This is a genomic window from Rhizobium sp. P43, assembly GCF_056730705.1.
On record NZ_CM161539.1, the window covers coordinates 937,466 to 950,816 of the forward strand.

The 13,351-nt window shown below is 62.2% G+C and carries 13 protein-coding genes; 6 read left to right on the forward strand and 7 right to left on the reverse strand.

Annotation, left to right across the window (positions count from 1 at the left end):
* Window position 1: 1 nt before the first annotated feature.
* Window positions 2-2,380, reverse strand: a complete 2,379-nt coding sequence (locus tag AC1PUL_RS04515; RefSeq protein WP_480466822.1) for a methyl-accepting chemotaxis protein — start codon at window positions 2,378-2,380, stop codon at window positions 2-4.
* Between the two features lie 208 nt (window positions 2,381-2,588).
* Here AC1PUL_RS04515 and AC1PUL_RS04520 point away from each other — a divergent pair, with 208 nt between their 5' ends.
* The gene (locus AC1PUL_RS04520) at window positions 2,589-4,073 is read left to right on the forward strand and encodes an amidase (protein ID WP_480466823.1); all 1,485 of its coding nucleotides are present in this window, start codon (window positions 2,589-2,591) and stop codon (window positions 4,071-4,073) included.
* Window positions 4,074-4,086: 13 nt separating this feature from the next.
* On the opposite strand, the gene AC1PUL_RS04525 is transcribed toward AC1PUL_RS04520, so the two are convergent.
* Entirely contained in the window at window positions 4,087-5,112 is a 1,026-nt protein-coding gene (locus AC1PUL_RS04525) for a zinc-dependent alcohol dehydrogenase family protein (protein ID WP_480466824.1), read from the reverse strand.
* Window positions 5,113-5,286: 174 nt separating this feature from the next.
* Between AC1PUL_RS04525 and AC1PUL_RS04530 the strand changes: the two genes are divergently transcribed.
* A complete protein-coding gene (locus AC1PUL_RS04530; RefSeq protein WP_480466825.1) occupies window positions 5,287-5,955 on the forward strand; it encodes a glutathione S-transferase family protein in 669 nt (222 codons plus the stop codon).
* A gap of 7 nt (window positions 5,956-5,962) precedes the next feature.
* On the opposite strand, the gene AC1PUL_RS04535 is transcribed toward AC1PUL_RS04530, so the two are convergent.
* A complete protein-coding gene (locus AC1PUL_RS04535) occupies window positions 5,963-6,775 on the reverse strand; it encodes a LytTR family DNA-binding domain-containing protein (RefSeq protein ID WP_480466826.1) in 813 nt (270 codons plus the stop codon).
* Window positions 6,776-6,880: 105 nt separating this feature from the next.
* On the opposite strand from AC1PUL_RS04535, the gene AC1PUL_RS04540 reads away from it, so the two are divergent.
* Together AC1PUL_RS04540 and ypfJ are read left to right on the forward strand one after the other, a co-directional pair.
* Window positions 6,881-7,378 (forward strand): DUF2306 domain-containing protein, encoded by a 498-nt coding sequence (locus AC1PUL_RS04540; RefSeq protein WP_480466827.1) that lies wholly within the window; start codon window positions 6,881-6,883, stop codon window positions 7,376-7,378.
* A gap of 88 nt (window positions 7,379-7,466) precedes the next feature.
* Complete coding sequence (ypfJ, locus tag AC1PUL_RS04545) at window positions 7,467-8,393, forward strand: KPN_02809 family neutral zinc metallopeptidase (RefSeq protein WP_480466828.1); 927 nt, start codon at window positions 7,467-7,469, stop codon at window positions 8,391-8,393.
* A gap of 13 nt (window positions 8,394-8,406) precedes the next feature.
* On the opposite strand, the gene AC1PUL_RS04550 is transcribed toward ypfJ, so the two are convergent.
* Window positions 8,407-8,886, reverse strand: a complete 480-nt coding sequence (locus AC1PUL_RS04550; protein ID WP_480466829.1) for a DUF2938 domain-containing protein — start codon at window positions 8,884-8,886, stop codon at window positions 8,407-8,409.
* 246 nt (window positions 8,887-9,132) lie between these two features.
* On the opposite strand from AC1PUL_RS04550, the gene AC1PUL_RS04555 reads away from it, so the two are divergent.
* Window positions 9,133-10,545, forward strand: coding sequence for an MATE family efflux transporter (locus AC1PUL_RS04555; RefSeq protein ID WP_480466830.1), 1,413 nt, complete (start codon window positions 9,133-9,135; stop codon window positions 10,543-10,545).
* A 35-nt stretch (window positions 10,546-10,580) separates the two neighbouring features.
* On the opposite strand, the gene carA is transcribed toward AC1PUL_RS04555, so the two are convergent.
* Window positions 10,581-11,786 carry a glutamine-hydrolyzing carbamoyl-phosphate synthase small subunit gene (gene carA, locus AC1PUL_RS04560; protein ID WP_480466831.1) on the reverse strand — a complete coding sequence of 402 codons (1,206 nt, stop codon included), beginning with the start codon at window positions 11,784-11,786 and terminating at the stop codon, window positions 10,581-10,583.
* A 316-nt stretch (window positions 11,787-12,102) separates the two neighbouring features.
* On the opposite strand from carA, the gene AC1PUL_RS04565 reads away from it, so the two are divergent.
* Window positions 12,103-12,555: a GatB/YqeY domain-containing protein gene (locus AC1PUL_RS04565; RefSeq protein ID WP_480466832.1), complete on the forward strand. Its 453-nt coding sequence runs from the start codon at window positions 12,103-12,105 to the stop codon at window positions 12,553-12,555.
* A 54-nt stretch (window positions 12,556-12,609) separates the two neighbouring features.
* Here the strand turns inward: AC1PUL_RS04565 and AC1PUL_RS04570 are convergent, their stop codons facing one another.
* Both AC1PUL_RS04570 and AC1PUL_RS04575 read right to left on the reverse strand, forming a co-directional pair.
* Entirely contained in the window at window positions 12,610-12,891 is a 282-nt protein-coding gene (locus AC1PUL_RS04570; protein ID WP_480466833.1) for a BrnA antitoxin family protein, read from the reverse strand.
* 13 nt (window positions 12,892-12,904) lie between these two features.
* On the reverse strand, window positions 12,905-13,207 hold the full coding sequence (locus AC1PUL_RS04575) for a BrnT family toxin (protein WP_480466834.1): 303 nt from the start codon (window positions 13,205-13,207) through the stop codon (window positions 12,905-12,907).
* Between the last annotated feature and the right edge of the window lie 144 nt (window positions 13,208-13,351).

The window sequence follows — 13,351 nt, forward strand, 5'->3', positions numbered from 1 at the left end:
ATCAGAATTCTTCCCATTCCTGGCCGCTTGGGGCGGGCTTGGCGCCCATCGCCGAGGCAATCTTGCCGGCCAATGCGCGGGCGGGTGAGGCGACCGGACGGGCGGCCTCGCTGGCGGGGGCCGGTCTCGCCACGGGGGCCGTCGGGCGGGTGGGCGTCTGCGCCGGAGCAGCATAGGCGCGCGACGAATGGGTCGCGGCAGCCGTCGGCGCGGTCGAGCCGAGGTTGAACTGGGCGAGGCGGGCCGAAAGGGCCTGCACTTCCGAGGCGAGTGTATGGGAGGCGGCGTTGGTTTCTTCGACCATGGCGGCGTTCTTCTGCGTCCCCTGGTCCATGATGTTGACGGCCGAGTTGATCTCGTGAAGGCCAGTCGATTGCTCGCGAGCGGCATCGACAATCGCGTGGACATTGGTGTTGATCTGCTGGACCTCGGCGACGATGGCCGAAAGCGCTTCGCCGGTCTGGTCGACGAGCGAGACGCCGTGCTTGACCTGTTCGCCGGACGCGCTGATCAGCGCCTTGATTTCCTTGGCCGCGTTGGCGGAGCGTTGCGCGAGTTCGCGGACTTCCTGGGCGACGACGGCAAAGCCCTTGCCGGCTTCGCCCGCACGGGCGGCCTCGACGCCGGCATTCAGCGCCAGCAGGTTGGTCTGGAACGCGATTTCGTCGATCACGCCGATGATGTTCGAGATCGACTGCGAGGACTGCTCGATTGCGCTCATCGCATCGATCGCGGAGCGGACGACCTCGCCGGAACGCTCGGCGCTTTCCTTGGTGCGGCTGACCTGCTGGCCGGCCTCTTCGGCGCGCTGGGTGGATTCCTTGACGGAGCGGGTGATCTGCGAGAGCGCAGCGGAGGTCTGTTCGACCGATGCGGCCTGCTGTTCGGTGCGGCGGGCAAGGTCGTCGGCGGCCGAGCGGATCTCGTTCGAGCCGTTTTCGATCGTCGTCGCGTTGTCGCGGAAGGAGATCATGGCGGCGCGGAGCTTCTCGATCGAATCGTTGAAGTTGCCGCGAATTTCGTCGAGCTGGGGGGAGAAGGGCTTTTCGAGCCGGACCGTCATGTCGCCGTCCGACAGGCGGGCAAGGCCAGCGCGCAATTCGTCGACGACGAAGCGGATTTCTTCTTCGCGCGCCTTGTGGCCCTTCGAGCGCTCGACACGTTCGATCTCTTCCTGCTCGTAACGGGCCTCGGCGGCCTTTTCGAGCTCGACCTTCTTGCGGTTGCTGTCGAGAAGCACGGCAAGCGAACGAGACAGGTCACCCAGTTCGTCGGACCGGTTCTGGTCGGTCAGCTCGACATCCAGCCGGCCGGAGGCGATCTGCGTAGTCTGGCCGATCACGCGGTTGATGCGGCCGATGAAGCGGCGTGCGAGAAGCCAGCCAACCACGATCAGAATGATGGTTGCGCCGGCGATGATCAGAGCGGAGGTCCAGACCGTCTCGGATACGGCGGCGAGCACGGTGGCGCTCGGGACGGCGACCACGACATTCCAGACGGCACCCGGGAAGGGTTCGATCGGCACGGCAATCGCCATGCGCTCGACGCCGTCCTTGTCGATCATGGTACCAACGGAGCCTGGAGACTTGATGAGGCCTTCCCATGCGGCCGCGTCGAGACCGCTGTCCTTCAAGCCCTTGCCCATGAGCGCCTTGTCGGGATGGCTGACAAAGGCATTGGCAGAGGAGAGAAGCGCCACGTAGCCATCTCCGAGCGGTCGCTTGGCGGCGAGGTCGGCTGCGGTCTTGTCAAGATCGATGTCGGCCCCGACATAGCCGAGCGCCTTGCCATTCCCCATCACGGGGATGGAGATCGTGGTCATCAGGACGTCCTTGCCGTCAACGGGATAGACATAAGGCTCAAGAAGAACCGTCTTTCCGGTCGTGACCGGCAGGATGTAATAGTCGCCGGCACCCGGCTTGTCATAATCGACCAGAACGTCGCTCTTGATGGCGCCACCGGACCGATAGATGTAGGGCATGAAGCGGCCGGTCTGGTCATGGGCCGGCTTGCCAACGAAGTCTGCATCCTTGCCGTCAAAGGCATTCGGCTCCCAGCCGCTGGAGACGCCGATCGCTCCGGGGAAACCCTCAAGGGTGGTGGTCATAACGGCCATCGCCATGTCACGGTCCGCCAGACCCTTGGCACGCAAGGCGGCAATCGAGGCCTCCATGCCTGCTACCATCTGGTGGGCGACACTGAGCGTTTGACTTACCTCTGCGGCGGCGTCTGAAGCTGCCGTCTGCATCTTGTCGATGCCGGCGCCGCGGATCGTGCCGTAGCTGATGCCAGTGATCGTTGCGGCAACGCCTATCGTCGTCACGACGCCAAGTGCGACCGTCGCGAAGATGTTCCGGCTGGTTGCTGATTTGAATAACATGGGCCGTTCCCTCATTAGCCTATGAACGCAGCGCGGCAGGCAGCCGCCGACACGCCGGAGTTTTTCCGGCCTTTGGTTTCACTCTAATCTCGCATGGTTAAGTAGGTGTTTATATTCGGGTGGAGCGTTTTTCGTGATGGTGCTTGATTGGTCGATGGATTGACCGGAAGGTTGCTCTCATTGAGCGAGTCGAGCTTTGGGAGTGATGATGTTCAAGGAGTATTCTGCCTTTGACGGCCTGGGTCTCGCCGATCTCATCAGGCGCGGTGAAGTCTCGGCTGCTGAGGTTCTCGAGGCGGCGATTTTTCGTATCGAGGCGGTCAATCCGAAGATCAACGCTGTCATCCGTCCGCTTTTCGATCGCGCCAGGCAGACGCTGGACAATGGTGTCCCGGACGGGGCCTTTTCCGGCGTTCCTTTTCTCGTCAAGGATTTGTTGGCGCAGATCGACGGCGTGTCGACTGGCAATGGCAATCGGCTCTGGGCGACGCGTGTGATGCAGGGCAGCAGCGAACTCGTGTGGCGCTGGGAGAATGCCGGTCTTGTTATCGCAGGACGAACGAATACGCCGGAATTCGGACTGACACCGTATACGGAGCCGCGCGCCTTTGGCCCGACCCGCAATCCCTGGGACTTAAACCGCACGCCGGGAGGTTCGTCCGGAGGTTCTGCGGCAGCGGTGGCGGCAGGCATGGTGCCGATTGCATCCGGTGGCGATGGCGGCGGCTCGATCCGCATTCCGGCTTCGGCTTGTGGCGTCTTCGGCATGAAGCCGACGCGCGGGCGAACACCGGCGGGTCCCTTTATTGGGGAAGCCTGGTCGGGCTTTGCGGGAGAGCACGTGCTGACGCGGTCGGTGCGCGACAGCGCGGCCGTTCTGGAAGCCACGCATGGAGCTGATCGCGGCTCGCCGCATCCGCTGCCACCGTATGAGGGCAGTTTTCTGGCGGCTGTCCACCGAGCGCCCGGGCGGTTGAGGATCGCGGTATCGCGAGAGCCGATGCTCGGCAAGGCTGTCGCACCCGAGGTTGTGGCCGCCTTCGACGCAACGGTAAAGCTTCTCGCCGAACTGGGACATGAGGTGATCGAGGCCGCCCCGCCTGTCGAGCGCGAGGCCTTTTCCATGGCCTTTCTTACGGCGCTGGCGGGGGAACTCCGGGCCGATATCGAGTTCACGGCGAAGATCTTCGGCGTGAAAATCCGTCCCGGCGATTACGATGCCTCGTCCTTCGGCATGGGCCTGCTGGGCGAGGGTTTTACCGCCGCAGACCTGATTGCCGCACATCGCTATCTGACACTGTCGGCGCGGTCGATCCTCGGCTTCTTCGACGAGATCGACGTGCTGATGACACCCGTGCTCTCGACCTTGCCGGTCAAGATCGGCGCCTTGCAGCCGAGTGCCGTCGAAAAGAAACTGCTGACGCTTCTGGGTTATGTCGGTGGCGGCAGGCTGCTCAAGAAACTCGGGATTGCCGAGCAGCTTGCCGCGCAGACGTTCGAGTTCATTCCGTGGACGCCGGTGTTCAACGTCACCGGCCAGCCGGCGATGTCGGTACCGATCGGCTGGTCGCCCGAGGGCATGCCGATCGGCATGCAGTTCGTCGGACGATTCGCCGATGAAGACACGCTGTTTTCGCTGGCGGGCCAGCTCGAGCAGGCGCGCCCCTGGAAGGATAGGCGCCCGCCGCTCTGACACTACGCCCTGCTCAGAGGCCGGGAACGACCAGCACCTTCACTTCGCCCGGCTGCGGCGGGTTGCTCACGACCTCGGGCGCCTCGTCGAGCGAGACCCGGCGCGAGATGAGCTTGCCGACCTCGATCTTTCCCGAGGCGATCAGGTCGGCTGCGCGGCGATGGGTAAAGGGATTGAGGAAGGAGGTGACCAGCTTGACCTCGCGGAAGAGCAGGTCGAAGGGTTCGATCGCGACCTTTTCGCCCTGAGCCATGACGCCGAGAATGACGGCCGTCCCGCCCGGACGGACGAGCTTGGTTGCCTGTACCACGGTTTCCCCGACGCCGGCGCATTCGAGCACGACATCGACGCCGCCAGGAACGAGACCTGTCTCGCCCGATATCTGCGCAATCACGTCTCCAAGAGCGGGATCGACACTGTGTGTCGCGCCGAGCTCCTCGGCAAGCCTGCGGCGGGCGGCCTGGCGGGTCACGAGGATGACCGTCGTTGCGCCGGCAAGCCTGGCAAGCTGCACGGTCAACAGGCCGATCACGCCGCCGCCGAGCACCACGACGGAGGAACCGGTCTTGATCTCGGCGAGATCGATGCCGTGGATGCAGCAGGCGAGCGGTTCGCAGAATGCGCCATGCATCGGGTCGAGATTGGCCGGCAGAAGAAAGGCCTGCTTGTGGGGAATGACCACATAATCGGCGAAGCCGCCATCCCGATGGATGCCGATGGCCCTCAGATTCCTGCAGAGATTGACCCGCCCGTTGACACAGTGGCTGCAGCGGCCGCAGGCGATGTTCGGGTCTCCGGTGATGCGGTCCCCGACCTTGAAACCTGTCACTGCGCTGCCGACCTCTTCGACGATACCGCTGAATTCGTGGCCGAGCGTCACCGGCGGGGTGCAGGGAAACTCGCCGTGGAAGAGATGTCTGTCGGTACCGCAGACACCGCAGGCTTCGACACGCACCAGGAGATCATCTGCTCCAGCCGCCGGTTTCTCAACCTCCCGGGTGAAAAGTTTGCCCGTGGCCTCCAGCCGCATTGCCTTCATCTGTCACTCCTCCCAAAGCACTGCGGTCAAACTTGCATGTGGGCGCGGGGCTGCCAAGCGGTTCGCACGTGCAGACCTCTGCATTCCCTTTCGAGAAAGTTGCAAGGGGCGGGTCGACGGAAGTGCGGGCTGCGGCTAGATAGTTCAAGCAACGACAATTGAAGGCAGTCTCCGATGATCACCGTGCACTATCTCGACAACTCGCGCGCCCACCGCATTCTCTGGCTGCTTGAGGAGCTCGGGCTGGATTATCAGGTGAAAATCTATCATCGCACCAAGGACTATCAGGCGCCCAAGGAGCTCAAGGCGGTGCATCGGCTCGGCAAATCTCCCGTGATCGAAGATCAGGGTCGCATGGTCGCCGAAAGCGGCGCGATCATGGAGTATCTGATCGAAACCTATGGCGGGGAGGGCTTAAGGCCTGCCGCAGGGACCGAGGAGCGGCTGCGCTACCGCTACTGGATGCATTATGCGGAGGGCTCGGCCATGCCGCTCCTGGTGATGAAGCTGATCTTTTCGCGCATCCCGGGGCAGGTGCCGTTCTTCATCCGGCCGGTGGCCCAGATGATCAGCCAGGGCGTCTCACGCAAGCTTCTCGATCCGCAGCTTTCCGACCATCTCGACATGTGGATCGATGAGGTTGGTAAGGACGGCTGGTTCGCGGGCCGTGATTTCTCGGCTGCCGATATTGCCATGAGCTTTCCGGTCGAAGCCGGCATGACGCGCATTGCCCAAGGCAAGGATCTGAGCGTTCTGCGGGCCTGGACGGAGCGGATCCGCGCACGGCCGGCCTATCAGCGGGCGCTGACCCGCGGCGGGGACTACGGTTACGCCAAAAGCTGAAGCCGCTTCAGCGGTCGCCAAAGCGGCTGCGGACGGCTTCGGCGAAGCTGCGGCTGACGGGGATCTCGGCTCCTGACTTGAGGCGCAGGATCATGCGGCTGCCGCTCCTTTCGAGCTTTGCCACATGGTCGGCTGCAACCCAATGGGAGCGATGGGTCTGCAGGCCATCGGTCGAACCGATCTCGCGCAGAGCATCGGAAAAACGAAGCAGAACGAGCTGGCGGCCCCGAGACGTTGTGACGACGGTGTAATGATCCTCCACGCTCAAGTGCAGCAGGGCGCCACGCAATTCGGGCTTGAGCCGGGCCATCAGGGGCGCCGGATCCGGGAGGTTGGCTGCTGGTTTCGGATCCGCCGATGCGCCATGGCCATTGGGAGGTTCAGACGCCCCGTTCGACATTGTCAGATGGGTGAGCAGGCTGAAGAGAACCGAAAGTGGCAGGCAGACAAGCAACTGCTGACCATAGGATGCCAGGGTCGGCGTCGCGCCGATCCACGACCAGCGGACCAGTTCCACCGCTGCCGAAACGAAGGGGGCGGCGATCAATGCATTGATCGTCAGGAGCAAGGGCGTGCTCGCCAGACGCCCTGCGAGCCAGATTTCCGCCAGGGTAATGATCAGGATCGCGACGGTCCAGGCCGCACCATGCAGGAGCGTCCAGAAGGCAGCCCGCTCGGCGAGGCCCATGTCGCGCATCGTGCCCGACGGGCCGACGGCGACAAAGACGGCAACCACGATGGCAAATGTTGCCCAGAGACGCGGTGAGCGTATCAGCCCTGTCCATTCACGAAGCGCAGACTGCAAGACGGTGCTGTTCACGAATATTTCTCGACATCGACGACAAGGCGTTTGCCACGCGGACCGCTCAGCGCGATCAGCACGACATCATCCATTGAAACCGTGCATCCGTTCAAGGCAAGTCCCATGTCGTTTTCTCTCCTCCTGCAGGCCGCCCCCGCCATCCAGATCCACGTCGCCACCGCTCTCCTGGCCCTCTTGCTTGGAACCTATCTGCTGATCGCTCCCAAGGGGACAGGAACCCACAGGATGCTCGGGCGCATCTGGATCGGCGTCATGGTGGTGACCTCACTCTCAAGCTTCTTCATTCATTCGCTTCGTCTCTACTTTGGTTTCAGTCCCATCCATATCCTTTCGGTGCTGACCCTGATCGGCAGCTGGCAGGCAGTCGTTGCCGCGCGGGCTGGTCGGATTGCCGAGCATCGACGGCATGTCGGCAATCTCTATTCGCTGGCGTTGCTGACGGCCGGCGCCTTCACGCTTCTGCCCGGACGCCTGATGCATAAGCTGCTGTTTGGTGAAGGGCAGGGGCAGGTCCACCTTCTGGCGATCGGCATGCTGCTCGTTGTCGTCGTGCTGTTCCAGTGGTGGGTCAGGCAAGGAGACACGCGTCACAAGTCCTGATGGCTCTTGAATATGCATCATCGCTGGTGTTGCGGAACAGTTCGGCTATCTTCTCATTGTCAGGGGCAGATGTGAGAGGGACAGCAGCATGGAATGGCGAGGTCGTCGACAATCCGACAATATCGAGGACCGGCGTGGACAATCTTCCGGAGGCGGATTGGGTCGCAATCCGTTCGGCCGTTCCGGAATCCAGATCCCGATGGGCGGACGGCGTGGTGGGGGCTTAAGCTTCGGAACGATCATCTTCCTCGTCGTCATTTATTTCGTGCTGAAGGCCATGGGCATCGACATGCTGCAGGTCCTGGGCGAGGGCAATGTCGGCGGCGCGGGCTCTGGCTACGAACAGTCGATCGGCCAAGGCCCGACGGGCCAGGCGAGCGATGAAACCACGGCCTTTGTCCGCACCGTGCTTGCCGAAACGGAGACAACCTGGAACGCGATCTTTGCGGCTTCCGGCGAGCGCTACCGCGAGCCGACGCTGGTGCTTTTCGCGGGTTCGACATCCTCACCCTGCGGGCAGGCATCGTCCGCGACCGGCCCCTTCTATTGCCCCGCCGACAGCAAGGTCTATCTCGATACCGAGTTCTTCGACCAGCTTGAGCGGCAGTTCGATGCCGCCGGTGACTTCGCCCAGGCCTATGTGATTGCCCATGAGGTCGGGCATCACGTGCAGAACCTGACGGGCGTGCTGCCTGAGTTCAACCGGCAGCGGCGCTCCCTGGGGCAGCGAGAAGCGAACCAGCTGTCGGTGCGCGTCGAATTGCAGGCGGATTGTTATGCCGGCATCTGGGCGAGGTCGGCGGACAAGGAGGGCATCCTCTCCGACGGTGACCTCGAGGAGGCGCTGAATGCCGCGCAGCAGATCGGCGATGACACGCTGCAGAAGCGCAGCCAGGGTTATGTCGTGCCCGATGCCTTCAATCACGGAACGTCGGCGCAGCGCATGAAATGGTTCAAGCGTGGCTATGAAAGCGGCGATGTCGGCGCCTGCGATACGTTTTCGGGTGCCATCTGACGGGGCGCTTCGGTTATCCGATGAGGAGCGCCGTGGCCCAGAGGCCGAGACCGAAGACGGTATGTGCCGCAAGATTGAGGGCCCGGACCTTGTTCGGGTTTGGCGTCTTTGACGCTGCCCAGCCGAGCCCAAGCCCCGGCTGGAGCAGGAACCAGCCCGCTGCGACCGTGACAATTGCCCAGATCCAGGCCGGCAGCAGGGTGGGGGACGCCAACCAGGGCGGGCCGAGCATCAGCGCGAGCATGATGCCATAGGCGATGGCGACGGCGTAATGGGCGATCCAGCCGAGCGCCAGTTCCTGGCCGTAGGGTTCGGCATCGGCGATGCTGTGGTGAAAGACCCGCCCGTTCTTCAGGTGATAGAACCACCGGCCGACGGGTGCCCAATTTGCCTTGGGCTGCTTGAAGACGGTTGTCAGGACGACGGCCCAAAGGTCCATGGCAAGCGTTGCGCCGGCGCCGATCAGCGCGCCCTTCCAGATCAATTCCAGCATGCTTTGGCCTTCTCCTGCTGCCGCTTGGAGAATGACCATAGAACGGGAGCAAGGCGCACGGAAAGGCCGGTTCGGGGGCAAGGCGTCGGCTCGTCGCCTTGTTTTTCATCAATTTCAGTGATGTCATGACCAATAATTCTGCAGTTTGCTGATTTGATATTGCCCGATCGTGGCTGGCGACTTATCCATCTGCGACATGCCGCTCGCCAGTTCCTGGAAGCGGCTTTTTTCGTTGAGATTGAAGCCATGCATACCGATGTCGCCCCGCTTGAAACACACAGTCCCGCACCTGTCGGCGCCGGCAGCTGGATGTCGCATATCCGCGCAACGCTCTCGCTTGGCATTCCACTGATCGGTGCGCAGCTGGCGCAGCTCGGCATCCACACCACCGACGTGGTGATCGTCGGTCAGCTCGGCGCCGTCCAGCTGGCGGCGATGGTGCTCGCCGGGCAGTTCTTCTTTACGATCTTCATTTTTGGATCGGGCTTCTCCATGGCGGTCATGCCGATGGTGGCGCAGGCCTATGGACGTGGGGATGTGGTGTCAGTGCGGCGGTCGATCCGCATGGGCATGTGGGTGTCCATTCTTTATGTGCTTCTGACCATGCCGCTATTCTTCCATGCCGAGGCGATCCTCTTGTCGCTTGGGCAGAAGCCGGAAGTGGCGAAGCTTGCGGCGGATTATGTCTTCATCGTCCAGCTTGGTCTGTTGCCGGCCCTGCTGTTTGCCGTGCTGCGCGCGCTTGTCAGCGCAACGGGACGGGCGCGGATCGTGCTTTGGGTCACGATCGGCATTCTGATCCTGAATGCCATCCTCGCCTACACGCTTGTATTCGGTCATTTCGGAATGCCGGCACTCGGGATGACGGGAGCTGCGATCGTGGCCGTCATCGTGCAGTGGGTGAGCGTGATTGCGATGGTCATCTACATCCAGACACGCGATGAGACACGCCGCTACGAGCTTTTCGTCCGGTTCTGGCGGCCGGACTGGCATGCCTTCCGCGAAGTGCTGATGCTCGGCCTGCCGATCAGCGTCACCGTTCTGGCGGAAGTGAGCCTGTTCAGTGCCGCCTCGCTGCTGATGGGGCGGATCGGCACGATCGAACTTGCCGCCCATGGCATTGCTCTGCAACTCGCCTCGATCGCCTTCATGCTGCCGCTTGGCCTGTCACAGGCTGCGACCGTGCGTGTCGGACTGGCGCATGGGCGCAAGAACTATCCCGAGCTGGTGCGGGCCTCGATCACGGTTGTGTCGATTGCCGGACTGATTTCCTTTGCCGGCGGTATCCTGTTCCTGATCGTGCCAGGGCCGCTCGCCTCGCTGTTCCTGAACGAGAACACGCCGGATGCCGCCGCCGTGCTTGCCTATGCGGGGCCGCTCGTCATCGTCGCGGGTCTGTTCCAGCTGGTCGACGGGCTGCAGGCGATCGCCGCCGGGCTGTTGCGCGGGCTGAAGGATGCGCGGGTGCCGATGATCCTGGCGCTCGTTTCCTACTGGCCGATCGGCTTTTTCCTCGCCTGGCTCATGGCGTTTCCGCTCGGCGTCGGCGGTATCGGCATCTGGTATGGCTTCTGCCTCGGGCTTGCGAGTGCGGCCGTCATGCTCAGCCTTCGCTTTTACCTGAAGGTCAGGCGGGAAATGCAAACGGCCCGGGTTTGATCCCGGGCCGCGTCGTCTCATTCGTCTGACTGATTTCAGCGCTCTGCCAAGGCTGGCTCACCCTTGGTCTCACGCACCATGTTGATGAAGCGGCGGAACAGGTAGTGGCTGTCCTGCGGGCCGGGCGAGGCTTCTGGGTGGTGCTGGACGGAGAAGACCGGCTTGCCCTTCAGGCGCAGGCCGCAATTCGTGCCGTCGAAGAGGGAAATGTGAGTCTCTTCAACGCTTTCCGGCAGCGACTTGGAGTCGACTGCGAAGCCGTGGTTCATCGAAACGATCTCGACCTTACCCGTGGTGAAGTCCTTCACGGGATGGTTTGCGCCGTGATGGCCCTGGTGCATCTTCTCGGTCTTGCCGCCAAGCGCCAGGCCCAGCATCTGGTGGCCGAGGCAGATGCCGAAGACCGGCTTGTCGCTCTTCACCAGGGTCTGGATGACGGGAACGGCGTATTCGCCGGTGGCGGCCGGATCTCCCGGGCCGTTCGACAGGAAGACGCCATCCGGGGCGAGCGCCAGGATGTCTTCGGCCGAGGTGGTCGCGGGTACAACGGTGACCTTGCAGTCGAGGCCGGCAAACAGGCGCAGGATGTTGCGCTTCACGCCGAAGTCGACGCAGACGATGTGATACTTCGCGTCAGAGGCGCCGAGCGTCGTGTGGCCTTCGGTCCAGGACCAGTCCTTTTCGTTCCAGACGGACGACTGGCCGGAGGAGGCGACCTTGGCGAGGTCGAGGCCGACGAGGCCGCTCCAGGCCTTGGCTTCGGCTTTCAGCGCCTCGATGTCGAAGACACCGTTCGGGTCGTGGGCGATGACCGCGTTCGGTGCGCCGTTTTCGCGGATCCAGGCGGTGAGCGCGCGGGTGTCGATGCCGGAGAGGCCGATGATGCCGCGGCTCTTCAGCCAAGCGTCGAGATGGCTTGCGGCACGATAATTTGAAGGCTCCGTGATGTCGGCCTTGAAGATGGTGCCGACCGCACCGTGGCCGGCTGCCGGCGTCAAATCTTCGATATCTTCGTCATTGGTGCCGACATTGCCGATATGGGGGAAGGTAAAGGTGACGATCTGGCCGAGATAGGACGGATCTGTCAGGATTTCCTCGTATCCGGTGAGCGCCGTGTTGAAGCAGACCTCGGCCTGGACCTTGCCGGTCGCGCCGATGCCGTGGCCTTCGATGACGGTGCCATCGGCGAGAACGAGGAGGGCGGTCGGCTTGCGGGTCGTCCAGGGGGCTGTCGCGGTCATGGTCATTCCTTGTTCGCCCGCGTGCCGGCCCCTTGTCGGAGCGGTTTCGCAGGACCATTTATGTTGCAGATCGAGGGCGCGCGAAGTCGCGCGTTTTCAGCCCTGATGACAATTTGCGTGCAGGTGCCGAGCAATAGACGCATGTTACGGAGAGGTCAATTCCGGAGTTGGTTCCGGCCCGGATTTCTCCCAAGCCATTTCAATGGTTTGCTCAATTCGTTTGCACTGCAGCAGATGTCTGGCTATGAGGACCACTTAACGAACACGGAAAAGCCACAATCACCGAAGGTGAACGGGCGCTTCCCCGGAGAAGAAAATGATACGCGACACGCTCGCCAACTCGCTGAAAGAGGCCCTGAAGGCCAAGGATGTCCGTCGGACGTCCACCGTGCGTCTGATCCAGACGGCGATCAAGGATCGGGACATTGCTCATCGTGGTACCGGCAAGGACCCGGTCACCGATGACGAGATCATGCAGATCCTGATGAAGATGATCAAGCAGCGGGACGAATCGGCCAAGATCTATGCCGACAACGACCGCCCGGAACTCGCCGCACAGGAGCGCGAGGAAATCGTCATCATCAAGTCCTTCATGCCCGAGCAGCTTTCGGAAGAGAAGGTGCGCGAGCTCTGCGCTGCGGTCATCAGCGAAACGGGTGCGCAAGGGTTGCGCGACATGGGCAAGTGCATCAGTGCGCTGAAGGAGCGCTATCCTGGTCAGATGGACTTCGGTAAGGCTTCCGGCGTGGTCAAGGACCTGCTTAAGTAGACCTTCACACTGTTTCGTCGCCTTCGACGCCGCCCTCGGGCGGCGTCTTGCGTTTCAGGGTTTGGAGCGCTTCTGCTCATCGACGAAATGGCGCAGCACTGCATTGATACGGGTCTGGTAGCCTTTGCCGGTTGCCTGGAAGAAATCGATGATGTCGGGATCGAGACGGATCGAGATTGCCTTCTTCTTGTCCGGGATCACCATCGTCGCCTTGGACCAGTCGATGTCCATGAAGTCCTTCCAGTCGGGATCGTCGCGCATGGCGCGCTCGATATCCTCGTCGGTCATGGCATCGACGCGGGCCCAGTCGGTCTTGTCTTCCCCGCGAGCGATCATCGCTTCGATCTCTTCAATTGTATATCTGACGATATTTTCTTTGCTCATTTTCGTGCGCCGTTCTTGCTGAAATGATGCGGCATTTGTCGCCGCGCATAGTGAACACAACTGCCAGAAGCTTTAGAGTGTCCGGACAAATCGACAGAGCGCGAGTTTCGCCGTTCCGCTCGCTGCGCATGTCCATTCGCGGGCCACGCAAGGCATTTGCCGCACGTGGAAAGTCGACACCGTGCTTTTCTAGATTGGCCAGACGCTTCGCCTCGTCCCACTCGAAGGCCCATTCTTCTTGCGGAATATCGTCCAGGCTACGCATCATGGCGGCTCTCAAAGGATCTGGTTGTCATTGTATATACAGATGTCATCGCAATCAAGCGCTGTGAATAACGGGCACTCCGCGCGAAAGCCTTGGCGCTGCGCTGCTGCGGCGCCTATATGAAGGATCAGCTGCCCAGGGATACAG

Coding starts and splice junctions, on each gene's coding strand:
- carA (WP_480466831.1), bottom strand. CDS start 11,786: ATGACCGCGACAGCCCCCTGGACGACCCGCAAGCCGACCGCCCTCCTC.
- AC1PUL_RS04570 (WP_480466833.1), bottom strand. CDS start 12,891: ATGATCGCTCGCGGGGAAGACAAGACCGACTGGGCCCGCGTCGATGCC.
- ypfJ (WP_480466828.1), top strand. CDS start 7,467: ATGGAATGGCGAGGTCGTCGACAATCCGACAATATCGAGGACCGGCGT.
- AC1PUL_RS04555 (WP_480466830.1), top strand. CDS start 9,133: ATGCATACCGATGTCGCCCCGCTTGAAACACACAGTCCCGCACCTGTC.
- AC1PUL_RS04520 (WP_480466823.1), top strand. CDS start 2,589: ATGTTCAAGGAGTATTCTGCCTTTGACGGCCTGGGTCTCGCCGATCTC.
- AC1PUL_RS04565 (WP_480466832.1), top strand. CDS start 12,103: ATGATACGCGACACGCTCGCCAACTCGCTGAAAGAGGCCCTGAAGGCC.
- AC1PUL_RS04530 (WP_480466825.1), top strand. CDS start 5,287: ATGATCACCGTGCACTATCTCGACAACTCGCGCGCCCACCGCATTCTC.
- AC1PUL_RS04550 (WP_480466829.1), bottom strand. CDS start 8,886: ATGCTGGAATTGATCTGGAAGGGCGCGCTGATCGGCGCCGGCGCAACG.
- AC1PUL_RS04525 (WP_480466824.1), bottom strand. CDS start 5,112: ATGAAGGCAATGCGGCTGGAGGCCACGGGCAAACTTTTCACCCGGGAG.
- AC1PUL_RS04515 (WP_480466822.1), bottom strand. CDS start 2,380: ATGTTATTCAAATCAGCAACCAGCCGGAACATCTTCGCGACGGTCGCA.
- AC1PUL_RS04575 (WP_480466834.1), bottom strand. CDS start 13,207: ATGATGCGTAGCCTGGACGATATTCCGCAAGAAGAATGGGCCTTCGAG.
- AC1PUL_RS04540 (WP_480466827.1), top strand. CDS start 6,881: ATGTCGTTTTCTCTCCTCCTGCAGGCCGCCCCCGCCATCCAGATCCAC.